General features: G+C 68.1%; 14 protein-coding genes (1 of these 14 running past the window's edge). 6 read left to right on the top strand and 8 right to left on the bottom strand.

What is annotated here, in order from left to right; all coding sequences use genetic code 11:
* Positions 1–7: 7 nt before the first annotated feature.
* The 6 genes from ACLJPD_RS06325 to ACLJPD_RS06300 are packed head-to-tail and all read right to left on the bottom strand — an operon-like array spanning position 8 to position 8,218.
* Positions 8–1,948, bottom strand: coding sequence for an acetoacetate--CoA ligase (locus ACLJPD_RS06325; RefSeq protein ID WP_410870781.1), 1,941 nt, complete (start codon positions 1,946–1,948; stop codon positions 8–10).
* 56 nt (positions 1,949–2,004) lie between these two features.
* Positions 2,005–2,823: an HpcH/HpaI aldolase/citrate lyase family protein gene (locus ACLJPD_RS06320; protein WP_410870780.1), complete on the bottom strand. Its 819-nt coding sequence runs from the start codon at positions 2,821–2,823 to the stop codon at positions 2,005–2,007.
* A gap of 43 nt (positions 2,824–2,866) precedes the next feature.
* Complete coding sequence (locus ACLJPD_RS06315; RefSeq protein WP_410870779.1) at positions 2,867–3,349, bottom strand: MaoC family dehydratase; 483 nt, start codon at positions 3,347–3,349, stop codon at positions 2,867–2,869.
* Positions 3,346–4,506, bottom strand: a complete 1,161-nt coding sequence (locus ACLJPD_RS06310) for an acyl-CoA dehydrogenase family protein (RefSeq protein ID WP_410870778.1) — start codon at positions 4,504–4,506, stop codon at positions 3,346–3,348. Before ACLJPD_RS06310 ends, ACLJPD_RS06315 begins: the two co-directional genes overlap by 4 nt.
* On the bottom strand, positions 4,503–6,614 hold the full coding sequence (locus ACLJPD_RS06305) for a biotin carboxylase N-terminal domain-containing protein (protein WP_410870777.1): 2,112 nt from the start codon (positions 6,612–6,614) through the stop codon (positions 4,503–4,505). The genes ACLJPD_RS06310 and ACLJPD_RS06305 overlap by 4 nt, the downstream gene beginning before the upstream one ends.
* A 5-nt stretch (positions 6,615–6,619) precedes the next feature.
* Complete coding sequence (locus ACLJPD_RS06300; RefSeq protein ID WP_410870776.1) at positions 6,620–8,218, bottom strand: carboxyl transferase domain-containing protein; 1,599 nt, start codon at positions 8,216–8,218, stop codon at positions 6,620–6,622.
* A gap of 87 nt (positions 8,219–8,305) precedes the next feature.
* Here ACLJPD_RS06300 and ACLJPD_RS06295 point away from each other — a divergent pair, with 87 nt between their 5' ends.
* Entirely contained in the window at positions 8,306–8,905 is a 600-nt protein-coding gene (locus ACLJPD_RS06295; protein WP_410870775.1) for a TetR/AcrR family transcriptional regulator, read from the top strand.
* Positions 8,906–8,936: 31 nt separating this feature from the next.
* Here ACLJPD_RS06295 and ACLJPD_RS06290 read toward each other — a convergent pair whose 3' ends face one another.
* Entirely contained in the window at positions 8,937–9,329 is a 393-nt protein-coding gene (locus ACLJPD_RS06290; protein ID WP_410870774.1) for a hypothetical protein, read from the bottom strand.
* Positions 9,330–9,408: 79 nt separating this feature from the next.
* On the opposite strand from ACLJPD_RS06290, the gene ACLJPD_RS06285 reads away from it, so the two are divergent.
* Genes ACLJPD_RS06285 through ACLJPD_RS06275 form a run of 3 tightly spaced genes read left to right on the top strand, consistent with a single transcriptional unit; the run spans position 9,409 to position 10,510 of the window.
* Positions 9,409–9,747 (top strand): type II toxin-antitoxin system RelE/ParE family toxin, encoded by a 339-nt coding sequence (locus ACLJPD_RS06285; protein WP_410870773.1) that lies wholly within the window; start codon positions 9,409–9,411, stop codon positions 9,745–9,747.
* Positions 9,747–10,025: a helix-turn-helix domain-containing protein gene (locus tag ACLJPD_RS06280; protein ID WP_410870771.1), complete on the top strand. Its 279-nt coding sequence runs from the start codon at positions 9,747–9,749 to the stop codon at positions 10,023–10,025. The genes ACLJPD_RS06285 and ACLJPD_RS06280 overlap by 1 nt, the downstream gene beginning before the upstream one ends.
* Positions 10,026–10,084: 59 nt before the next feature.
* Positions 10,085–10,510, top strand: coding sequence for a PPOX class F420-dependent oxidoreductase (locus ACLJPD_RS06275; protein WP_410870770.1), 426 nt, complete (start codon positions 10,085–10,087; stop codon positions 10,508–10,510).
* Here the strand turns inward: ACLJPD_RS06275 and ACLJPD_RS06270 are convergent.
* Positions 10,507–11,190: a DUF3105 domain-containing protein gene (locus ACLJPD_RS06270; protein WP_410870769.1), complete on the bottom strand. Its 684-nt coding sequence runs from the start codon at positions 11,188–11,190 to the stop codon at positions 10,507–10,509. The two genes, ACLJPD_RS06275 and ACLJPD_RS06270, sit on opposite strands and share 4 nt — an antisense overlap.
* 87 nt (positions 11,191–11,277) lie before the next feature.
* Between ACLJPD_RS06270 and cobM the strand changes: the two genes are divergently transcribed.
* Entirely contained in the window at positions 11,278–12,024 is a 747-nt protein-coding gene (cobM, locus tag ACLJPD_RS06265) for a precorrin-4 C(11)-methyltransferase (protein WP_410870768.1), read from the top strand.
* 468 nt (positions 12,025–12,492) lie between these two features.
* Positions 12,493–23,061, top strand: the 5' portion of a protein-coding gene (locus ACLJPD_RS06260; RefSeq protein WP_410870767.1) for a non-ribosomal peptide synthase/polyketide synthase. The gene runs 33,612 nt beyond the window's last position; only the first 10,569 of its 44,181 coding nucleotides appear in the window; its start codon is at positions 12,493–12,495; the stop codon falls past the right edge of the window.

Raw genomic sequence — 23,061 nt, 5'->3', positions numbered from 1 at the left:
AAGTGTATTAGCCCTTGTCGGGCGGGGTGATCCGGGCATACCAGTCGAGGAGTGCGGGGTCGTCGACGGCGCTGCGTTCGACGACGCGGGCGGGGTCGGCGCCCTGAAAGAGCTTCTTGATGGGGACTTCCAGTTTCTTACCGGTGCGGGTGTGGGGGATGCCGGGGGCTTCGCGGATCTCGTCGGGGACGTGGCGGGGGGAGACCTCGGTGCGGATCGCTGTGGCGAGGCGGGTTTTCAGGTCTTCGGTGAATTCCGCGCCGGGGGCGAGCACGACGAACAGGGGCATCCAGTAGCCGCCGTCGGGTTGTTCGGCGCCGATCACCAGTGCCTCGGCGATCTCCGGGAACTGCTCGACGACCTGGTAGATGTCGGCGCTGCCCATGCGGATGCCGTGGCGGTTGAGGGTGGAATCGGAGCGGCCGTGCACGACGATGCTGCCGTGTTCGGTGAGCGTGATCCAGTCGCCGTGGCGCCACACGCCGGGGTAGGTGTCGAAATAGGCGGCGTGATAGCGCTTTCCGTCGTCGTCGCGCCAGAAGCTGACCGGCATCGACGGCATGGGCGCGGTGACCACCAGCTCGCCGACCTCGCCGCGCACAGAGTTGCCCTGCTCGTCGAAGGCGTCGAGGGCGACACCGAGATACGGCGCCGACAGCTCACCCGGCCACACCGGCACAGTCGGTGCGCCGCCGACGAACGCCGACACCACGTCGGTGCCGCCGCTGATCGAGCTCACCTGAACATGCTCGCCTGCATTGTCGTTCAACCACAGTGCGCTCGATACCGGCAGCGATGAACCGGTGATACCGACCGAGCGCAGGGCGGACAGGTCGTGCTCGGCACGTGGCACCGAGCCCGCCTTGATGCAGCCGAGAACATAGCCGGGGCTGGTGCCGAACACGGTGGCACCGACCTGAGCGGCCAAGCGCCACAGGGCATCCGGGCCACCGGCGGTCGGGCTGCCGTCGTAGGTGACGACGGTGGTACCGGTCAGCAGGCCCGCTACCTGGAAGTTCCACATCATCCAGCTGGGGCTGGTGTACCAGAAGAACGTGTCCTCAGGTCCCATATTCGATTGCAGCGCAACGGCTTTTAGATGCTCGAGCAGCACACCGCCGTGGCCGTGCACGATGCCCTTCGGCAGTCCGGTGGTGCCGGAGGAGAACACGATCCACAGCGGATGATCGAAATCGACGTGGACCGTTTCGATGACACCGAGACCGGCATCGGCGACCGCGTCCGCCCATGACATCGCGTCGGGTACGTCCAGCCCGAGTTGCGAAACGACCACGGTCGCACGCAAGTCCAGCCCGTCCCGCAGGGCGGCGATATCGGCGCGCTTGTCGTGTTCCTTGCCGCCGAAACGGTAGCCGTCGGCGGTGACCAGCACCGTCGGGTCGAGCTGGCCGAGCCGGTCCAGCGCGGCCTTCGCGGAGTAGTCCTGGCCGCAGGCACTCCACACCGCGCCGATGCTGGCGGTAGCGAGGAAGGCGACGATCGCCTCGGGGATGTTCGGCAGATAGCCGACCACTCGGTCACCGGCTCCGACACCCTGCTCACGCAAGGTGCGCGCGAAAACCGTGACCTGCTCGATCAATTCGGCCCAGGAGACTTCCCTCGGCTCGGCATCCTCGTGCAGCGCGATGACCGCGGGGCGGCTGAAATCGGCCATCCGGATGACCTGGTCGACGTAGTTGAGCCGGGTGCCTGGGAACCACTGCGCGCCCGGCATCTCCCGTGATCCGAGGACCTCACCGGCGGTCTCGCCGAGTTCGAAGTAGTCCCACACGGCCTGCCAGAAGTCGGCGACATCGTCCACCGACCATTGCCACAGCGCCCGGTAGTCGGGGTATTCGTCGCCGGTTCGCGCGGTGACGAAGGTGGCGAAGTCGGTGATTCGGGCCGATGCGACGTCATGTGCGTTCGGTACCCATTGCGGTTGCACCGGATGTCCTCCTCGAACTGGGCTACGGCAGGTATCGGGAGCGGGTTACCCGAAGATCAACCGGGCACGCCCGCGCGCCGGACGATCTGTTCAGCGTGCCGAAGTACCGGCGCGTCGACCATACGACCCTCGAACGCGAAGACGCCACGGTGGTTGGGCACCTGCGCCAGTATCCGGTGCGCCCAGTCGAGCTCGGCGGGGTCGGGCGCGTAGCCGTCGCGGATCACGGCGACCTGATTCGGGTGGATGGCGACCTTGGCGTCGAATCCGATGGCGACAGCGTCGGCGGTCTCCGCGGCGAGGCCGTCGAGATCCTTGATGTCCAGGTACACCGAATCCATCGCGAAGCAGCCGAAAGCCTTGGCCGCCAACAGAGTTGACGAACGAACGTGACGGGCGACATCGCGGTAGCTGCCGTCGGCGTGCCTGCTCGAATTGCCGCCGAGGCCCGCGACCAGATCCTCGGCACCCCACATCACGCCGATGGCGTTGTCGGCCTGCGTCGACTCGGTGACCCGCACCGCGCCCAGCGGCGATTCGACCAGCACGATCACCTCGTAGTGCTCGAGGCGCCGAACCTGTTCAGCTGATTCGCATTTGGGCAGCATGACCCGGCGATAGGCGGTCTGCGCGAGCGCCGCCAGATCGGCCGCGTAGTCGTCGGTGTCGGCGGCGTTGACGCGAATCACGGTGTGCTGCGGGTCGAGTGGAGTGTCGATCAGGGCCTGCCTGGCCGCGGCCTTGTCACCCGCCGCGACACCGTCCTCGAGATCGAGAATCACCACATCGGCCACCGCGGCGGCCTTCGCGAAGCGCTCGGGGCGGTCGGCCGGGCAGAACAGCCACGCGGGACCACTCGGCTGCCAGGTACTCATGCTGACTCCATTCGGCGGGTTGCGCGGTGGCACCGTCGGTCGCTCACGCGGCGGGCGCCTTGCGAACCAAGGTCTGGCGGACAGCGGTCGCCACCACGACCCCGTGCTGGTTACGCGCGGTGTGCGCCAGGCTGACGATGCCCTCACCCGGACGGCTCTTGGATTCCCGCTTGTCGGTGACCAGCGTTTCCGCGTACATGGTGTCGCCGTGGAACAGCGGCGCGGGCACCGTCATCTCGGAGAAACCGAGGTTGGCCACCAGCGTGCCCTGGGTGAGTTGGGCCACGGAGAGCCCGACCAGTGTCGACAGCGTGAACATCGAGTTCACCAGGCGCTGGTTGAACGGCGGCTGCGCGTCGGCGAAGGCCGCGTCCAGGTGCAGCGCCTGGGTGTTCATGGTCAACGTGGTGAACAGGACATTGTCGGCCTCGGTGATGGTGCGCCCGGGCCGGTGCTCGTAGATCGTGCCGATCTCGAACTCCTCGAACCACAGTCCACGCTGGACCACCCGCCGCGGTTCGCTCACAGGCCGAGTTCCCTTGCGATCAGCATCAGCTGTACCTCCGTGGTGCCCTCGCCGATTTCCAGGATCTTGCTGTCACGGTAGTGCCTTGACACCGGGTAGTCGTTCATGAAGCCGTTGCCACCGAAGATCTGGGTGGCGTCGCGGGCGTTGTCCATCGCGGCCTCGCTGGCGACCATCTTCGCGATCGACGCGGCCTTCTTGAACGGCTTGCCCGCCAGCATCAGCGCGGCGGCGTCGTAGTAGGCGGTGCGGGCGACGTGGGCGCGCGCCTCCATCCGGGCGATCTTGAACGCGATGGCCTGATTACGGCCGATGGCCTGCCCGAAGGCTTGACGTTCGCTCGCGTAGCGCACGCTCTCGTCGACGCACCCCTGCGCGGCGCCGACGGCCAGCGCGGCGATGGCGATGCGACCCTCGTCGAGGATGCGCAGGAAGTTGGCGTAGCCGCGACCGCGCTCGCCGAGCAGGTTCTCGTGCGGCACCCGCACATCGGTGAAGCTCAGCGGATGAGTGTCGGAGGCGTTCCAGCCGACCTTGTTGTAGGCGGGCTCGGCGACGAAACCGGGGGTGCTCGTCGGCACCAGGATGGTGGAGATCTCCTTCTTGGCGCCGGTCTGCCCGGTGACCGCGGTGACGGTGACCAGGCGGGTGATGTCGGTGCCGGAGTTGGTGATGAACTGCTTGCTGCCGTTGATCACCCAGCTCTCGCCGTCCTGCACGGCGGTGGTCCGCGTCCCGCCCGCGTCACTGCCCGCGTCGGGCTCGGTGAGTCCGAAGCCGGCCAGTGCCTGTCCGCTGGTGAGCTGCGGCAGCCATTCGGTGCGCTGCTTGTCGTTGCCGAAGCGGTAGATCGGCATGGCGCCCAGCGACACACCCGCCTCCAGGGTGATCGCCACACTCTGGTCGACCTTGCCGAGTTCCTCTAGTGCCAGACACAGCGCGAAGTAGTCGCCGCCCATGCCGCCGAACTCCTCGGGGAACGGCAGGCCGAACAGTCCCATCTCGGCCATGCCCGCGACGACCTCGTACGGAAAGCTGTGTTCGGCATCGTGTTTCGCCGACACCGGCGCGACGACCTGGTTGGCGAAGTCGCGCACCGTCAGTGCGAGCTGGCGGTATTCCTCCGGCAGGGAACCGGTGGACAGGTAGTCGGTCATGCGGGGGTTCCTTCGCGCTCGGTGTCGGGCTTCGTGGCGGCAACAGCGGCGTCTGTCGACTCTGCGGTCGCTGTGTCGATGGCTTCGGCGGGATGGGCGAGGACACGCACCAGCACCTGGTCCAGCTTCACCTGGGCGCCCGGCGCCGCGAGCACCTCCACCGTGCCTGCCACCGGGGCGGTGAGCGTGTGCTCCATCTTCATGGCCTCGATCACGATCACCGGATCGCCGATGGCGACGGTCGCGCCGCTCTCGACCGGTGCCGCGATCACCGAACCCGGCATGGGACTGCGGATTTCGGCGTCACCGACGTGCGCGGCATCGCCACGCACGGCTGCCTCGGCGACCTCGCGCAGCACGGCGAGCGCGCCGTCATGGCTCACCCACAGCTGACCGTCGGCCTCGGCGATGCGGTAGACGCGGCGCAGTCCGTCGACCGTCAACGTGAGGCCGTCGGTCGAGGCGGTGGCGGTGAGCGTGCGTGGCTCGAGTTCGCTCGGTGTCGATTCAGATCCTGGCGCGTCGAGCCGGACCGTCGCCGAATCCGGGGTGCCGGTGATGAATACGTGGCGCACCTGGTCGCCCGAAGACAGTCTGATCGAGGTCGGTGCCGGTGCGCCGAGGCGCCAACCCGAGGGGGTCGACCACGGGTCGCCGCCGGTGGCGGGCCAGCGCCGCAACCAGTGGTGTGTCGCGGCGGCGATGAACGCGTCGTCGGTGACCTCGGTGGGGACGAAGTCGGCGACCCGGCGATCCAGCAGTGCGGTGTCGAGGCGGCCTGCCTGCACATCCTCGTCGGCGAGCAGGAACCGCAGGAACTCGATATTGCTCGTAACACCCAGCAGCACAGTCTGTTCCAGCGCGCGGTCCAGCGCGGCGAGTGCGTCGGCGCGCGTGGTGCCGCGCGCGATCACCTTCGACAGCATCGGGTCGTAATCGCTGCCGACCACGGTGCCCACCGACAGACCCGAATCCACCCGCACGCCTGCACCTTCCGGCTCGGTGAGTGCGAGCACGGTGCCGCCGGTCGGCAGGAACCCGCGACCGGGGTCCTCCGCGTAGACGCGCGCTTCGATGGCATGACCGACGAGGTGGATCTCGTCCTGGGTCCGCGCCAGCTTCTGACCCGCGGCCACCCGCACCTGGCATTCCACCAGGTCGACACCGGTCACCATCTCGGTCACCGGATGTTCCACCTGCAGGCGGGTGTTCATCTCCATGAAGAAGAACTCGTCGGGCTGATCGGCCGAGACGATGAACTCCACGGTGCCCGCACCCACATAGGCCACGCTGCGGGCGGTATTGCAGGCCGCGGTACCGATCCGGGCCCTGGTCCGCGCGTCCAACAGCGGCGACGGCGCTTCCTCGATCACCTTCTGGTGCCTGCGCTGCAAACTGCATTCACGCTCACCCAGGTGCACCACATTGCCGAACTTGTCGGCCAGGACCTGCACCTCGATGTGGCGGGGCCGGTTGACGAACCGTTCCAGGAACAGGGTGTCGTCGCCGAAGGCCGCACCGGCCTCGCGGCGAGCGCTCACCAGCGCGGCGGGCAGATCCGCGGGGTCGGTGACCCGGCGCATGCCCTTGCCGCCGCCACCGGCAGACGGCTTCACGAGTACGGGGTAGCCGATTTCTGTTGCGGCGGCGATCAATTGGTCGTCGGTCAGACCGGGTTCGGCGATGCCGGGCACCACCGGTACCCCGAAGGCGGTCACCGTCTTCTTCGCGGTGATCTTGTCGCCCATCACCTCGATGGCCTTCGCGGACGGTCCGAGGAACACGATGCCCGCATCGGCGAGCGCGGCCGCGAAAGCCGAATTCTCGGACAGGAAGCCGTAACCCGGATGCACTGCCTGCGCGCCCGAACGAACAGCGGCGTCGACGACCTTCTCGATCGACAGGTAGCTCTCGCGCGCGGGCGCGGGCCCGAGCCGCACCGCGATATCGGCCTCACGCACATGGCGCGCGTCGGCATCGGCGTCGCTGTACACCGCGACCGAGCGAATACCCATGGCGCGCAGGGTCTTGATCACACGCACCGCGATCTCGCCGCGGTTGGCGACCAGGACGGTGTCGAATTCGACGGGGTGGTTCTTGTTCAGCATGTCGCTCACATCCGGAAGACGCCGTAGGAAACGGGTTCGAGCGGCGCCTGCGCGCACACCGAAAGGGCAAGGCCGAGCGCGGTTCTGGTGTCGGTCGGCGCGATCACGCCGTCGTCCCAGATGCGCGCGGTCGCGTAGTAGGGGTTGCCCTGGGTCTCGTACTGCTCGCGGATCGGGGCCTTGAACGTCTCCTGATCCGCCGCCGACCAGGGCTTGCCCGCGCTGTCGAGCTGGTCGCCGCGCACCGTCGCCAGTACCGACGCGGCCTGCTCGCCACCCATCACCGAGATGCGCGCGTTGGGCCACATCCACAGGAAGCGCGGCGAATACGCGCGCCCGCACATGGAGTAGTTGCCCGCGCCGTAGGAGCCGCCGATCACCACCGTGAGCTTCGGTACCCGGGCGCACGCGACCGCGGTGACCATTTTCGCGCCGTGCTTGGCGATGCCGCCCGCCTCGTAATCGCGCCCGACCATGAAGCCGGTGATGTTCTGCAGGAACAGCAGGGGGATCTTGCGCTTGTCGCACAGCTCGATGAAATGCGCGCCCTTCATGGCGGATTCGCTGAACAGCACGCCGTTGTTGGCGACGATGCCGACGGGATGACCGTGGATGCGAGCGAATCCGGTGACCAGGGTCTTGCCGTATTCGGCCTTGAACTCCTGGAATCCGCTCTCGCCGTCGATGATTCGGTCGATCACCTCGTGGACGTCATAGGGCGTGCGCGGGTCGACGGGGACCACGTCGTAGAGCTCGTCCTCCGGCTTGGCGGGTGGGGTGCTCGGCAGCACCTCCCACGGCGCCTCGGGGCGGGGGTCGAGGGTCGCGACGATATTGCGGACGATCCGCAGTGCGTCGCGGTCGTCTTCGGCCAGGTGATCGGTGACGCCGGAGGTGCGCGAGTGCAGCAGGCCGCCGCCGAGATCCTCGGCGGTGACGATCTCGCCGGTCGCCGCCTTCACCAGCGGCGGGCCGCCGAGGAAGATGGTGCCCTGGTCGCGCACGATCACCGCTTCGTCGGCCATCGCGGGCACATAAGCGCCGCCTGCGGTGCACGAACCCATCACCGCCGCGATCTGGGCGATGCCCTTGGCGCTCATGTTCGCCTGGTTGTAGAAGATGCGGCCGAAGTGCTCGCGGTCGGGGAACACCTCGTCCTGGTGCGGCAGGAAGGCGCCGCCGGAGTCCACGAGGTACACGCACGGCAGGTTGTTCTGCGCGGCCACCTCCTGTGCGCGCAGGTGCTTCTTCACCGAGATCGGGTAGTAGGTGCCGCCCTTGACCGTCGCGTCGTTGGCCAGCACCAGGCACTCGCGGCCCGCGATACGGCCGATGCCGGCGATCACGCCCGCGCCGGGGCACTCGTCGTCGTACATGCCGTTGCCCGCGAGCGGAGCCAGCTCGAGGAACGGGCTGCCCGGGTCGAGAAGCTGGTCGACGCGCTCGCGCGGGAGCAGCTTGCCCCTGGCCACGTGCCGTTCGCGGGACTTCTGCGGACCACCGAGCGCGGCCGTGGCCAGTCGCTGCCGCAGATCCGCGACCAGGGCGCCGTGCGCGTCTCGGTTGCTCGTCGCGGTGCCTTCGGTCTCGTGCGTAACCGTCATCACGCCATTCTCTCACTCGGTTAGTCGCCAATAACTGAAATTCAGGTTAATCTTGATTAACCAAGTTGTCCAGAGGGGGCGGCCACGATGTCGATAACCGAGCCTGTCCAGGTGACTCGCCGCGAGCAGCTCAAGGCCCAGCGCCGCGAGCAGTTGCTGGCCGCGGGCGCCCGCCTCATCGCCGAGCGCGGCTTCTTCGGGGTGCGCCTCGACGACCTCGGCGCGGCGGTCGGCATCAGCGGACCCGCCGTCTACCGTCACTTCGCGAACAAAGAGGCACTGCTGGTCGAACTCCTCGTCGGCATCAGTGAGCGCCTGCTGGCGGGTGGGCGCGCGGTTGTCGACGAGTCACCCACGGCGGCAACAGCACTCACAGCCCTGGTCGACTTCCACCTCGACTTCGCCTTCGGCAACCCCGAACTGATCCGCATCCAAGACCGCGATCTCGACAACGTCCCTACCGCGGAGCGCCGGACGCTGCGCCGAACTCAGCGCCACTATGTGGAAATCTGGGTAGGCGTCCTGCGCGACCTCGACCCGGCCCTCCCCGAGGAAACCGCGCGTATCCAGGCCCACGCCGCCTTCGGCCTGATCAACTCAACCCCCCACAGCGCGTCCGCGGCAACCGCGTCGAGAGCCCGCCCGGTACTCCGCCACATGGCCTTGGCCGCATTGTCGGCCGACTAGTTCGTGCCTGACCAACGTGGGCGGCTCGCGGTCAGTCGAGCTGGCTCCAGAGCCAGCCGGGGCCCACGAATTCGGCGCCGTGGGCCGCTACCCGAGTGCGGAGTTCACGGTCGGCGGTGACGACGGTGATCTGTTCGTGCGAGCCGGTGCCTGCGACCACGTCGACGATCTTGTCGTCGCCCGAGCCCTCGGCGAGGACCACCGTCAAGCGCGGCGCGGACGGTACGGCGCCGTCAGCGGCGGCCCGGGCGGCACCTTCGAGGACGACAGTGACTTCGGTGTCAGCGGGCAGACGGGTCGTCAGGTCCGCCACGTCAGCGAGGAACCTGTGAGCCGCACCGGCGCGATCCTTCCACCACCCATTGGCGCGCGAGCCGATGACGTTGGCCGCATCCACCACAATGAGATGCCTCAGATCGCTCACCGATTCAGTCTGCCCGCCGTCGCTGGCCGCCGCCGAACCGGACTGTGCAAGGTATACAATTATTTGTATACTGAGTCTGGTGAAGCGACTCGAGTTCGTTGGCACAGCACTTGATGACCTGCGTGAGTTCCCTCTCGGCGCCCGCCGCGAGTGCGGCTATCAACTCGACCGCGTTCAACGTGGCCTCGAACCAACGGACTGGCGACCTATGCGATCCGTCGGGCTCGGAGTCTGCGAGATTCGAGTTCGCGAGGATTCGGGCGCATTTCGCGTCATATACGTCGCGAAACTCGCTGACCGCATCCTTGTGCTGCACTGCTTTCAGAAGAAGACTCAGAAGACATCGGAGTCTGATCTGGCGCTGGCGGCGAAGCGGTACGCGCGAGCCGGTGTTGCGAGTAAGAAGGGAGAGCGCTGATGGCGGACGGGACGTTCGACAGCGTGTGGGATGCGATCGAGGACACCCCACAGCAGGCAGAGAACATGCGGCTGCGGTCGCGCCTGATGATGGCGTTGACCGAACACATCGAGAGTTCTGGCTGGACTCAGGTCTCGGCTGCTGAGCGCCTCGGCGTGACACAGCCTCGAGTTTCGGATCTGATGCGGGGAAAGATCGGCCTGTTCAGCTTGGATGCGCTGGTGAATATGGTTGTCGCGGCGGGGATGCACGTAGAGATGAGTGTTCGCGCGGCGTGAGTGACTGGCCGATTTCGTCGGTCCCCGGATGTGCCGTCTCGGTGATTTACGCTGAGTAGATGGCCTCTATATCTGATCCTAAGGTGCGCGAATTCCTTTCCCACGGCACGCGAACGGGCAAGGTGGCGTTCGATGCCGCTGACGGGCGTCCGCTGGTGACGCCGGTCTGGTTCATCGTCGAAGGCGACGAGTTGGTTTTCAATACCGGTAAGAACACGGCCAAGGGGCGGGCTTTCGCGCGTGATCCGCGGATCGCGTTGTGTGTGGATCTCGAGGAGCCGCCGTATGCGCTGGTTGCGGTGCAGGGCACGGTCACGTTGTCCGAAGACCTCGATGAGCTCGTGCGCACGGCCACCGCTATCGGCGCCCGGTACATGGGTGCGGACAAGGCAGAGGAGTTCGGTAAGCGCAACGGGGTAGCCGGTGAGCTCGTGGTGCGAGTGCGGCCGACGAAGATCACCGCACAGTTCGATATGACGGGCTAGCGGGCGCCGGTCATGGGGACTGCGTCGGGGCCGGGGGTGGTCGGGTCGTAAGGCGGGGGGTTGGTGCGGTCGAAGGAGGGGGACGAGCAGGTCGCGCCGACTTCTGGGGTGGTGTAGGGGTTTTCGCGGAGGGCGACGAGGAACTGGTCGATGCGTTCGTCGGTGGCGGAGTCGAGGGTGAGTTGGTGGCCCCACGACTGCAGCGCGATCGGGTGGTCCATGTCGGGGATGGGGGACATGAGGGTGTACTGCCGGTCGGTCACCTTGGTGCTCAGCGTCGCCTGATCCTGCGCGCTCACCTTCGCGGGGTCGTAGGCGATCCACACTGCGCCGTGTTCGAGGGAGTGCACCGCGTTCTCGGAGCGCAGGGCCTTCGAATAAACGACGCCGGTGCAGGCCGCCCATTGCGAATCGTGCGGTCCGCCGACCGGGGGGATCGATGGGTAGGCGACGCGCTGGGTCGGCAGCACGTGCGGCTGTCCCGGCGCGATCTCGGTGACGACGACGCCGCGAATCCGCAGCGAGGGATCTCGGTTGTCCGCGGAGGGCGCGAAGCTGTCCACGGCAGCGGTGGGCTGACCGACCACCGTGTCGGTCGAGCACCCGGTCGCCAGCGTCGCGGCGACGATCACTGCCGCGACGGCGCCCGCGCCCCGCATCCCACTGCCTGACACCCGCATCGCGGAACCCCCGTTTCGTCGTCGCCTGCTGTCCGACACAGAACCTACTTGCCCGGACGCCTGATGCGCACTCCTAGACTCCCGTGCATGACCGTGCATTTCATCGGGGCAGGCCCCGGCGCCGCCGACCTGCTCACGGTGCGGGCGGTAAATCTCCTGCGCGAGAGCCCGGTCTGCCTGTACGCGGGCACCTACCTCGACCCCGAGGTCCTCGCCCACTGCGCGCCCGGCACCGCACTGATCGACACCCAGCACCTGAACCTGGACCAGATCATCGACCACCTCGTGCGTGCCACCGAAGACGGTAAGGACGTGGCACGTTTGTGCTCCGGCGACCCGTCGATCTATTCGGCCCTCACCGAGCAGACCCGCAGACTCGACGCCCACTACGTGCCGTGGGACATCACCCCCGGCGTCCCCGCTTACGCGGCTGCCGCGGCCGCCCTCGGCACCGAACTGACCGTCCCCGAGGTCGTGCAGTCGGTAGTCCTCACCCGAACCCGGGCTCGCTCCACCGCGATGCCGGGAGGCGAGGCCCTCGCCAACTTCGCCGCCACCGGCGCGACCCTGGTCCTGCATCTCGCGATCACCCGGATCAGGGTCCTCGCCGAGGAGCTGGTCGCCGAGTACGGCGCGGACTGCCCGGTCGCCGTCGTCTACCGCGCCAGCCAACCCGAACAGCTCGTCTTACGCGCCACCCTGACCGACATCGCAGACAAGGTGGAAGCGGCCGGACTGCGCCAAGCCGCGGTGATCCTGGTCGGACGGGCGATGGCGGTATCGATCGACTGCGCTCAGTCGCATCTCTACGACCCCGCCCGCGTCCGGCCGTAGCCCTGAGCAGGACCGCGCATCGCGACGACCTCGGCGTTTGCCGCGTTGCCCGGGCCGGTCACGAGCAGACCGATCGGTGTGAGCCATCACTCAGTTCCCGCGATGCACCACTCACCCACCGGCGATGTGAGGACATAGACAAGCGTCAGCAAACGCGGGCCAGTGGGCTCACCTGGGGCGATGCCAGCCAGCTATGGAGGCGGTTGGTTGCGGGGCGGGCGCACCGGTAGATTGGTTTGATGGTTTGCGATGAGTAGACCGGCGCTAGTGGAGTGGGCGGTCAGGTGCATGGTCTCGGCCGTGTAACGAGACCGGCCGGGCCGATAGATAGTGTCAATGGACATTTTTGCCTGATTGATTCGAGAACTGAACCCGAGACGCGGGCGCCACGCTGGTAGGTAGGTGGGCGCTCGCGTTCCGGTGTCGGCGGGGAGCGCCTACCCAGGTGTTCCGGAAGCGAGGTTTGGGTTGGACCGGCTGGATTTCGGCGGAAACGGCGAAACTGGTGACGGACGTGGAGACTCTTCGGAGTACTTCCCGCTCTCGCCCGCACAGCTGGGTATCTGGTACGCGCAGCATGTCGACCCGCTGGTGCCGATCAATATCGCCCAGTACGTCGACCTGCGCGGACGCCTCGATGTCGCCGTGCTCGAGCGCGCGAGCGCCGACGCGGCCACCGACATCGAATCGGGCTGGCTGCGCATCGTCGAGATCGACGGTGAGCCGATGCAGACTGTCGACACCACCCAGGACGACACGCTGATCTATGTCGACCTGCGTGGCGAGGCCGACCCCGAAGCGGTCGCCGCCGAGTGGATGCGCGCCGAGTACAGCCGCCCGCTCGACATCGTGCGCGACCGCCTCGTGCAGGCCGCCGCGCTGCAGCTCAGCGACGACCACTGGTACTGGTATGCCCGCGTCCACCACATCGTGCTCGACGGTTTCGGCGCCAACAACTTCGTCAACCGCACGGCACAGCTCTATACCGCCGCGGTCACCGGCACCCCGGCCCCGCCGAACAAAGCCACCGATCTGCGCGCGCTCTACGAGTCCGAGATCGTCTACCGCGACAGCACCCGTTTCCAGTCCGACAAACAGCACTGGGCCCAGCGCGTCGCGGGTCTGGAAGAGGGCAGCAGCCTCACCGGCCGCTCGGCCCCGCCCTCGCCGGTCAACGACGTCACCAGCGCGGCGCTGAGCACCGCCCAGGACGAGCTGCTCACCGCGGCGATCGCCCGCCACGACAGCACCGCGGCTCCGCTGCTGATCGCCGGTTTCGCCGCCTACCTGGCCCAGATCACCGGCACCTCCGACGTCATCCTCAGCCTCCCGGTCACCGCGCGCACCACCGCGGTGATGCGTCGCTCCGGCGGCGCGACCTCGAACATCGTCCCGCTGCGCCTGCACGTCGGCCACGACACCACCGTCGCGCAGCTGCTGCGTTCGGTGACCACCGAGGTCTCCGGCGCCCTGCGCCACCAGCGCTACCGGCACGAGGACATCCGCCGTGATTCGGCGGGCGACGGCGTGGTCTCCACGGAGTTCTTCGGCCCGTGGGTCAACATCATGCTGTTCGACAACCACCTGAGCTTCGGCGGCATGGAGGGCACGCTCAACGTGCTGTCCACGGGCAGCATCGAGGACCTGGGCGTCAACTTCTATCAGTCGCACGGTGGCACCCGCTCCCACATCGACTTCGAGACCAACCCGAACCTGTACTCGGCCGCCGAGGCGCGGACCCACCACGGCCGGTTCCTCGAGTTCTTCGACCGGTTCCTGGCCGCCGACGCCGACCTGCCGGTGTGGGCGCTGCCGGTCACCGGCGCTGCCGAGCTGGAACGCTCGCTGACCGAGTGGAACGACGCGGCACACGAGGTCCCCGCGACCACCCTGCCCGCCCTGCTCGATGCGCAGGTCGCACTGACCCCGGACAACATCGCCCTCGACTTCGAAGGCGAAACCCGCACCTACGCCGAGTTCGCCGCGTCGGTGAACCGCCTGGCCCGCTTCCTGATCGCCGACGGCGTCGGCCCGGAATCCCTCGTCGCGCTCGGCATGCGCCGCTCGCTCGACCTCGTCATCGGCATGCACGCCGTGCTGCGGGCCGGTGGCGCGTATGTGCCGATCGACCCGGATCATCCGGCCGACCGCACCGCCTACATCCTCGAGTCCGCGGCACCGGTCTGCGTCCTGACGACCACCGGCGACGACCTCGACCTGCCCGATACCGTCGCCCGCGTCGAGATCGATCGACTCGACACGTCCGGTTTCGACGCCACACCTGTGACCGATGCCGACCGGCTCGCCCCGCTGCGCCCGGACAACACGGCCTACGTCATCTACACCTCCGGTTCGACCGGCCGCCCCAAGGGCGTCGCGGTCACCCACCACGCGATCGTCAACCAAGAGCTGTGGATGCTCGACGAGTATCGGTTGACCGCCGACGACGTCTACCTGCAGAAGACCGCCACCACCTTCGACGTGTCGCTGTGGGGGTACTTCCTGCCGCTGATGGTCGGTGCGAAGCTGGTCATCGCGAGCCCCGACGGTCATCGCGACCCGCTCTATGTCGCGGACATGATCGAACGCCACGGCGTCACCGTGACGGACTTCGTGCCGTCGATGCTCACCGTGTTCGTCTCCCACGCGACGCAGTCCCAATGCGCAACGCTGCGTGCGGTTTTCGTCATCGGTGAGGCTCTGCCCCCCGAGACCGCCGCGGGTCTTCGCGCGATCTCCGACGCGGGTCTGCACAACCTCTACGGCCCCACCGAAGCCGCGGTCTCGGTCACCTACTGGGAAGCCACCGAAGCCGACACCACCGGAGTACCGATCGGTATCCCCGAGTGGAATGTCGAAGTCTACGTACTGGATTCGCGTTTGCGCCCGGCCGCGATCGGCGCACCGGGTGAGCTGTATCTGGCCGGTCGACAGCTGGCCCGCTGCTACCGCGGTCGCCCCGACCTGACCTCGGACCGCTTCGTCGCCAACCCGGTCGGCGCCCCCGGCGAGCGGATGTACCGCACCGGCGACCTCGTGCGCTGGAACGCCGACGGCGTCCTTGAGTACATCGGCCGCACCGACTTCCAGGTGAAGTTCCGTGGTCAGCGCATCGAGCTCGGTGAGATCGAAACCGACCTGCTCGCGCACCCGACCGTCAGCCAGGCCGCGGTCCTCGTGGTCGACACCGCGACCGGTCAGCAGCTCGTCGCCTACATCGTGTCCGCGCCCGGCCAGTCCGCCGACCCGGCGACGCTGACCAGGTTCGTGTCCGAGAAGCTGCCCGCCTACATGGTGCCCGCGTCGATCATGGTGCTCGACGCGTTCCCGCTCAACACCTCGGGCAAGCTCGATCGCAAGGCACTGCCCGAACCCGTCTTCACCGCTGCCGCAGGCGATTTCCGCGCCCCGCGCACCCCGGCCGAGCAGATCGTGGCCGGCATCTTCGGCGACGTGTTGAGCCAGGAACGTGTCGGCGCCGACGACAACTTCTTCGAACTCGGCGGCAACTCGCTGGTCGCCACCCAGGTCGTCGCCCGCATCGGGGCCGCCTTCGGTATCCAGCTCGGTGTGCGCGCGCTGTTCGAGACCCCCACGGTGGCCGGACTCGCCGCCCGGGTCGAATCCGTCACGCCCGCAGATGTTTCAGCGCCGCGTCCGCCGCTGGTCGCGCAGCCGCATCCCGAGCAGGTGCCGCTGTCGCTGGCCCAGCAGCGGATGTGGTTCATCAACCAGTTCGACCCCACCGCGCCCACCTACAACCTGCCCTTCGTGGTGCAGATGAAGGGCCGCGTCGACGTCGACGCGCTGATCGCCGCGCTCAATGATGTTGTGGTGCGCCAGGAATCGCTGCGCACGATCTTCCCCGACGCCGACGGCGGCTTCCAGCGGGTACTCGGCGCCGACGAATTCGACCTCGGCATCGCGGTGACCCCGATCGACCAGTCGCGCCTGCGCGAGGAGCTGATCGACTTCGCGTCCACCGGCTTCGACGTCACCTTGGAACTGCCGATCCGCGTACAGATCTTCAAGGTCGTCGGCGGAGCGGCTGAGTCCAACGGCGCCGCTCCCGAGGGCTCCGCGTGGTCACGCTCAACTACTACCGCCGGTCACGGCGCGATTGCACCCGAATACGCCGTTGCCTTCGTCGTCCACCACATCGCGGCCGACGGCTTCTCCTTCGGTCCGCTGGCCCGCGACGTCGCCACCGCCTACCTGGCCCGTGCCGCGGGCCAGGCCCCGGCCTGGCCGCCGCTGCCGGTCCAGTACCGCGACTACACCCTGTGGCAGCACGAACTGCTCGGCGCCGAATCCGACCCGACCTCGATGGCCGCACGCCAGCTCGACTACTGGCAGCGCGCACTGGAGGGTCTGCCCGACCAGCTCGACCTGCCAAGCGACCGCCCGCGCCCGCAGCAGCAGAGCTTCCGCGGCGCGCGCGTCAGCTTCGAGATCGACGCCGACACCCACGAACAGCTCGCCGCCGTGGCCCGCGCCAACGGCGTCACCCTGTTCATGGTCGTGCACGCCTCTCTGGCGGTGCTGCTCGCGCGCCTGTCCGGCACCACCGACATCGCCGTCGGCACGCCCATCGCCGGCCGTGGTGAGCAGGCGCTGGACGATCTGATCGGCATGTTCGTCAACACCCTGGTGTTGCGTTCCGACGTCGACCCCACCCAGCCGTTCACCGAATTCCTCACCCGCACCCGCGAAACCGACCTGAACGCGTTCGCCAACGCGGATGTGCCGTTCGAGCGGCTCGTCGACGTGCTCAACCCCTCGCGCTCACAGGCCCGCCACCCGCTGTTCCAGGTGGTGCTGTCGTTCCAGGAGATGTCGCACGGCACCCTCGAGCTGCCCGATCTCACGGTCACCGCCGACGAGGTCGAGGTCGACATGGCCAAGTTCGACCTGCAGTGGACGTTGACCGAGGAACACACCGGCACCGGTTCGCTGTCGGGCATGACCGGCGTGCTCACCTACGCCATCGATCTGTTCGATCAGTCGACCGTCGAAGAGCTGCTGCTGCGCTGGCGGCGTGTGCTCGACGCGATCCTGGCCGATCCGGCCGTCACCGTCGGCGCGATCGACGTGCTCGACGACGCCGAACGCGCCGACCTGGTCACCCGTTTCGGCGCCCCCGCCGCGGTGGCGCGCACGCTGCCGCAGCTGATCGCCCAGGCCGTCCGCGACCCCGAGGCGACGGCCGTGGTGTTCGAGGGGACAGCTGTCTCCTACGGCGAGCTCGATCGCCGCTCGAACCAGTTGGCGCGCTTGCTGATCCAGCAGGGGCTGGGCGCCGAGGACTTCGTCGCCGTTGCCGTGCCGCGTTCGCTGGAGTCGGTGCTCGCGGTGTGGGCGGTCACCAAGACCGGCGCCGCGTTCGTGCCCGTCGATCCGAACTACCCGGCCGACCGCATCGTCCACATGATCACCGATGCCGGTGTGTCCGTTGGCATCACGGTCACCGGTGAGGCCGACGAACTGCCTGATTCGGTGGGCTGGGTCGTAGTCGACGACATCGATCTCACCCATATTTCCGATGCCCCGCTGGCCCCGCGCGAACTGGTCCGCCAGACCGACCCCGCGCAGCCCGCGTACCTGATCTACACCTCCGGTTCCACCGGTGTGCCCAAGGGCGTCGTGGTGACCCATGCCAGCGTCGCCAACTTCTGCGCCGAGCAGATCGATCTCTACTCGCTCGACTCCACCACGCGCGCACTGCATTTCGCCTCACCCTCGTTCGACGCGTCGGTGCTGGAAATGCTGCTCGCCATCGGCCGCGGTGGCACGCTCGTTGTCGTCCCGCCCGGCGTCTACGGCGGTGAGGAACTGCGCGACATCCTCATCACCGAACAGGTCACCCACGCGTTCGTGACCCCCGCCGCGCTGGCCACCTTCGACGCGCGCGGCCTCGATCACCTGCGGGTGCTCGCCGCCGGTGGTGAAGCGGTCCCGCCGGAACTGGTCGCCAAGTGGGCGGTGCGCCTGCCCGACGGTTCGCGCCGCATGCTCGGCAATGTCTACGGCCCCACCGAAACCACCATCGCGTCCAACCTCAGCGAAGGGCTGATCCCGGGGGAGCGGGTCGTCATCGGTGGCCCCATCCGCGGCGTCCACACCCTGATCCTCGACGACCGCCTGCGCCCCGTGCCGGTGGGCGTCGCGGGTGAGCTCTACATCGGCGGCGTCGGTATGGCGCGTGGATATCATGCGCGCGCCTCGCTGACCGCCGACCGTTTCGTCGCCAACCCCTACGCCCCCGGTGAGCGGATGTACCGCACCGGTGACGTGGTGCGCTGGACCGCCGAGCGCAATGTGGAATACGTCGGCCGCTCCGACTTCCAGGTGAAGGTCCGTGGTTTCCGGATCGAGCTGGGCGAGATCGACTCCGCGCTCGCCTCGCACGAGACCGTCGACTTCGCTGTCAGCATCGGCCACAAGAACAAGGGCGGCAGCACCTCGCTGGTGTCCTATGTCGTCGCGGTGCCGGGCACTTCGATCGACATCGCCGAGCTGACCGACCACGTCGCGCAGCGCCTGCCCGCGTACATGGTGCCGTCGTCGATCATGGTGCTCGCCGCGATCCCGCTGACCGTGAACGGCAAGCTCGACCGTCGCGCGCTGCCCGCGCCGGTGTTCGAGGTGCGCGAGTTCCGCGCGCCGACCACCCCGATCGAGCAGATCGTCGCGCAGGTCTTCGCCGACGTGCTCGAGCTGGGCCGGGTCGGTGTCGAGGACGACTTCTTCGAACTGGGCGGCAACTCGCTGATCGCCACCCAGGTCGCGTCCCGCATCGGTATCGCGCTGGACACCCGTGTCCCGGTCCGCATGCTGTTCGAGGCCCCCACCGTGGCCGCGCTGGCCGCCCGCGTGGAGTCCCAGGCCGGTGACGGTGCGCGCAAGGCGCTGGTCGCGCGCGAACGTCCCGACCGGGTGCCGCTGTCGCTGGCGCAGCAGCGCATGTGGTTCCTCAACCGCTTCGACACCGCGTCGGCGGTCAACAACATCCCCGTCGCGATCCGGCTCTCCGGTGACCTCGACGTGGCCGCGCTGCAGGTGGCGGTCATCGACGTCATCGACCGGCACGAGTCGCTGCGTACCGTGTTCCCCGATTCCGGCACCGGCCCCGTGCAGGTGGTCCTCGATGCCGCGCAGATCGTCCCCGACCTCACCCCGTACCGGGTCACCGAGGACAATCTGATCGATCACCTGATCGACCTGGCCTCGATGGCGTTCGACGTGACAAGCGAAGTGCCGCTGCACGCAAGGCTTTTCGAGGTGTCGGAGTCCGAGTACGTGCTCGGCATGGTGGTACACCACATCTCCGCCGACGGCTGGTCGATGGCCCCGCTCTCGCGCGACGTGATCATGGCCTACGCCGCCCGCACCTCGTGGGAAGCGCCGACCTGGGCCGAATTGCCGGTCCAGTACGCCGACTACGCGCTCTGGCAGCGTGAGGTGCTGGGTTCCGAGGACGATCCGCAGTCGCTGATCTCGTCCGAAATCGCCTACTGGGCAAATGAACTCGCTGACCTGCCCGACGAGATCGTGCTGCCGGCCGATCACCCGCGCCCGCCCGCCGCCTCCTACCGCGGTGGCACCTACAGCTTCGTCATCGCGAGCGAAACCCAGCGCTCCCTGGTCGAATTGGGCCGCCGCTACAACGCCTCGCTGTTCATGGTCATGCACAGCGCCCTCGCGGTGCTGCTGGCCCGCGCCAGCGGCACCAGCGATATCGCGATCGGTACTCCGGTCGCGGGCCGTGGCGACCAGGCGCTCGACGACCTGGTCGGCATGTTCGTCAACACCCTGGTCCTGCGCTCGCAGGTCGACGGCGCCACCCCGTTCGCAACCCTGCTCGATCAGGCCCGCGAGACCGACCTGCAGGCCTTCGCCCACGCCGACGTGCCGTTCGAGCGGCTCGTCGAGGTACTGAACCCGGCCCGTTCGCAGGCACGCCACCCGCTGTTCCAGGTGATGCTGTCGTTCCAGAACAACAAGCAGGCCTCGCTGCAGCTACCCGGTCTCGCGGTCAGCGGCATCGACTACGACCCCCAACTGGCCAAGTTCGACCTGCAGCTCAGCCTCACCGAGGTGCAGAATACCGACGGTGAAGCCGGTGGCATGGCGGCCGAATTCTCCTACGCGCTCGACCTTTTCGAGGAATCGACGATCGCCGCGTTCGCGCGCAGGCTCGACAACATCTTCGCCGCGATCGTCGCCGATCCCGAGGTGATGGTCGGCGATATCGATCTGCTCGCGCCCGAGGAACACGCGCAGGTCCTCGTCGACTGGAACGACACCGCGCACGCCGTCCCGCACGCCACCCTGGTGTCGCTGTTCGACGCGCAGGTCGAGCGGACCCCGGACGCGCTCGCCCTGGTCTTCGACAACGAAGAACTGTCCTATCGCGAGCTGCAGGAACGGGCCAACCGCATCGCCCGGCGCCTGATCGCCGACGGTGTCGGCCCCGGTGACCATGTGGCACTGGCGATTCGGCGCTCCACCGAGCTGGTCGTCGCCATGTACGCGGTGCTGCAGACCGGCGCCGCCTACGTGCCGCTCGACCCGGATCAGCCCGCCGACCGCATCGGCCACATCATCGACACCGCGAAGCCGCGACTGGTGCTCACCAGCCGTCGCGACTCGTTCGACGCCGACGGCGTCACCGTGGCCGCGGTCGAGAACATCTCCTCGCCCGCCGACTTCAGCGGTGCCCCGATCACCGATGCCGAACGCGTGCAACCGATTCGGGCCACCAACACCGCCTACGTGATCTTCACGTCCGGCTCGACCGGTCGCCCCAAGGGCGTCGCGGTCGATCACGCGGCGATCGTGAACCGGTTGCTGTGGATGCAGCACGAGTACCCGATCGACGCCGCCGACGCCGTGCTGCAGAAGACCCCGGCCACCTTCGACGTGTCGGTCTGGGAGTTCTTCTGGCCCTTACAGACCGGCGCCCGCCTGGTCGTCGCCAAGCCCGACGGCCACCGCGACCCGGTGTACCTGGCCCAGATCATCGCCGAACGTGACATCACCACCGCGCACTTCGTGCCATCGATGTTGTCGGTGTTCGTCTCGACCCTCGGCAGCAACGGCAACGGTGACGCGGTGCGCCTGCGTCAGGTGTTCGCCTCCGGTGAGGCGCTGCCCGCGCCCACCGCGCAGCGCCTGCGCGAGCTCACCGGCGCCCGTCTGCACAACCTGTACGGCCCCACCGAGGCCGCGGTCGACGTGACCTATCACGAGGTCGTCGATGCCGATGTGGAGTCGGTGCCGATCGGTCGCCCGGTGTGGAACACCCGGGTGTTCGTGCTGGATTCACGACTGCACCCGGTGGCACCCGGTGTCGCGGGAGAGCTCTATCTCGCGGGCGATCAGCTGGCCGTCGGCTACCTCAACCGGGCCGACCTCACCGCCGACCGTTTCGTCGCCAACCCGTACGGCGCGGCCGGTTCGCGCATGTACCGCACCGGCGACCTCGTCACCTGGACCGCGGTGCCCGCTGCGAACGGTCTCTCCCACGGCGAGCTGAACTACCTGGGCCGCACCGACTTCCAGGTGAAGCTGCGCGGTCTGCGCATCGAACTCGGTGAGATCGAGACGTCCCTGCTCGCACAGCCGGGTATCGCACAGTCGGTCGTGGTCGTGCGCTCCGACGCGCACGCCGGTGACCAGCTCGTCGGTTACCTTGTGCCCGAAGCGGGCACCACCGTCGACGTGGCGGCGGTGAAGGCGGGCATCACCGCCGAACTGCCCACCTACATGGTGCCGTCGGCCCTGGTCGTGCTGGAGGCCTTCCCGCTCAACGCTTCCGGCAAGCTCGACCGGAAAGCGCTGCCCGCGCCCGTGTTCGAGGCGAAGGTGTTCCGCGCGCCCTCGACCCCGATCGAGGAGATCGTCGCCGAGATCTTCGCCGACCTGCTCGGCGCCGATCGCGTCGGCGTGGACGACGACTTCTTCGCACTCGGCGGCAACTCGCTGGTGGCCACCCAGGTCGCGGCCCGGCTGAGCACAGCACTCAACGCCGAGGTCGGCGTACGCACCCTGTTCGAGGCGCCCACCGTCGGCGCGTTGGCCGCACGCGTGGAATCGCACGCGGGCACCGGTCTGCGTGCCGCGCTCACAGCCCGTCAGCGCCCCGAGCACCCGCCGCTGTCGCTCGCGCAGCAGCGCATGTGGTTCCTGAACCGCTTCGACGTCGCCGATACCGGCACCTACAACATCCCGGTCGCGGTCCGCCTGCAGGGCCTGCTCGACCTGCCCGGCCTGCGCGGCGCGGTCGCCGACATGATCGCCCGCCATGAAACCCTGCGCACGATCTACCCCGTGTACGTCGCGCCCGAGCCGGGCCGCGCCACCATGGCCGACGGCAGCGCCTACCAGAAGGTGCTCGCCGCCGCCGGTTCCATTCCGGACGTCGAGCTGGTCGAAGCCGACGAGACCGACATGGCGACCTCGCTCTACGAGTTCGCCCGCCGAGGCTTCGACGTCACCGCGAACGCGCCGGTGCGCCTTCGGGTCTACGAGCTCGGCGAACGCGAACACGTGCTGGTGATGGTGGTCCACCACATCGCCGCCGACGGCTTCTCGCTGCGTCCGCTGGTGCGCGACCTGATGACCGCCTACGTGGCCCGCACCGCGGGCACCGAACCCGGCTGGCCCCCGCTGGCCGTGCAGTACGTCGACTACGCGCTCTGGCAGCGCGAGATCCTCGGCGACGAAACCGATCCGACCTCGCTGATCTCCGAGCAGCTCGACCACTGGCGCGGCGCGTTGGCCGACCTGCCCGACGAACTGCGCCTCGGCCACAAGTCGCGGCCCGCGCAGGCCAGCTACCAGGCGGGCACGCACCGCTTCGAGCTGCCGGGCGAGCTCGTCGACGCGCTGAACCAGGTCGCGCACGACCACAGCACCACCCTGTTCATGGTGGTGCACAGCGCGTTCGCCGTTCTGCTGTCGCGCCTGTCCGGTACCGACGACATCGCCATCGGTACCCCGGTGGCGGGCCGCGGTCAGCAGGCGCTCGACGAC

It is taken from the genome of Nocardia sp. A7, from assembly GCF_046549215.1.
Classification (GTDB): Bacteria; Actinomycetota; Actinomycetes; order Mycobacteriales; family Mycobacteriaceae; genus Nocardia.
This window is presented reverse-complemented; position numbering and strand designations above follow the sequence as displayed.

What these genes read in the sequence shown, in the direction of transcription:
- ACLJPD_RS06310 (WP_410870778.1), bottom strand. Translation starts at nt 4,506, where the DNA reads ATGACCGACTACCTGTCCACCGGTTCCCTGCCGGAGGAATACCGCCAG.
- ACLJPD_RS06300 (WP_410870776.1), bottom strand. Translation starts at nt 8,218, where the DNA reads ATGACGGTTACGCACGAGACCGAAGGCACCGCGACGAGCAACCGAGAC.
- ACLJPD_RS06280 (WP_410870771.1), top strand. Translation starts at nt 9,747, where the DNA reads ATGGCGGACGGGACGTTCGACAGCGTGTGGGATGCGATCGAGGACACC.
- ACLJPD_RS06320 (WP_410870780.1), bottom strand. Translation starts at nt 2,823, where the DNA reads ATGAGTACCTGGCAGCCGAGTGGTCCCGCGTGGCTGTTCTGCCCGGCC.
- cobM (WP_410870768.1), top strand. Translation starts at nt 11,278, where the DNA reads ATGACCGTGCATTTCATCGGGGCAGGCCCCGGCGCCGCCGACCTGCTC.
- ACLJPD_RS06275 (WP_410870770.1), top strand. Translation starts at nt 10,085, where the DNA reads ATGGCCTCTATATCTGATCCTAAGGTGCGCGAATTCCTTTCCCACGGC.
- ACLJPD_RS06295 (WP_410870775.1), top strand. Translation starts at nt 8,306, where the DNA reads ATGTCGATAACCGAGCCTGTCCAGGTGACTCGCCGCGAGCAGCTCAAG.
- ACLJPD_RS06270 (WP_410870769.1), bottom strand. Translation starts at nt 11,190, where the DNA reads ATGCGGGTGTCAGGCAGTGGGATGCGGGGCGCGGGCGCCGTCGCGGCA.
- ACLJPD_RS06305 (WP_410870777.1), bottom strand. Translation starts at nt 6,614, where the DNA reads ATGCTGAACAAGAACCACCCCGTCGAATTCGACACCGTCCTGGTCGCC.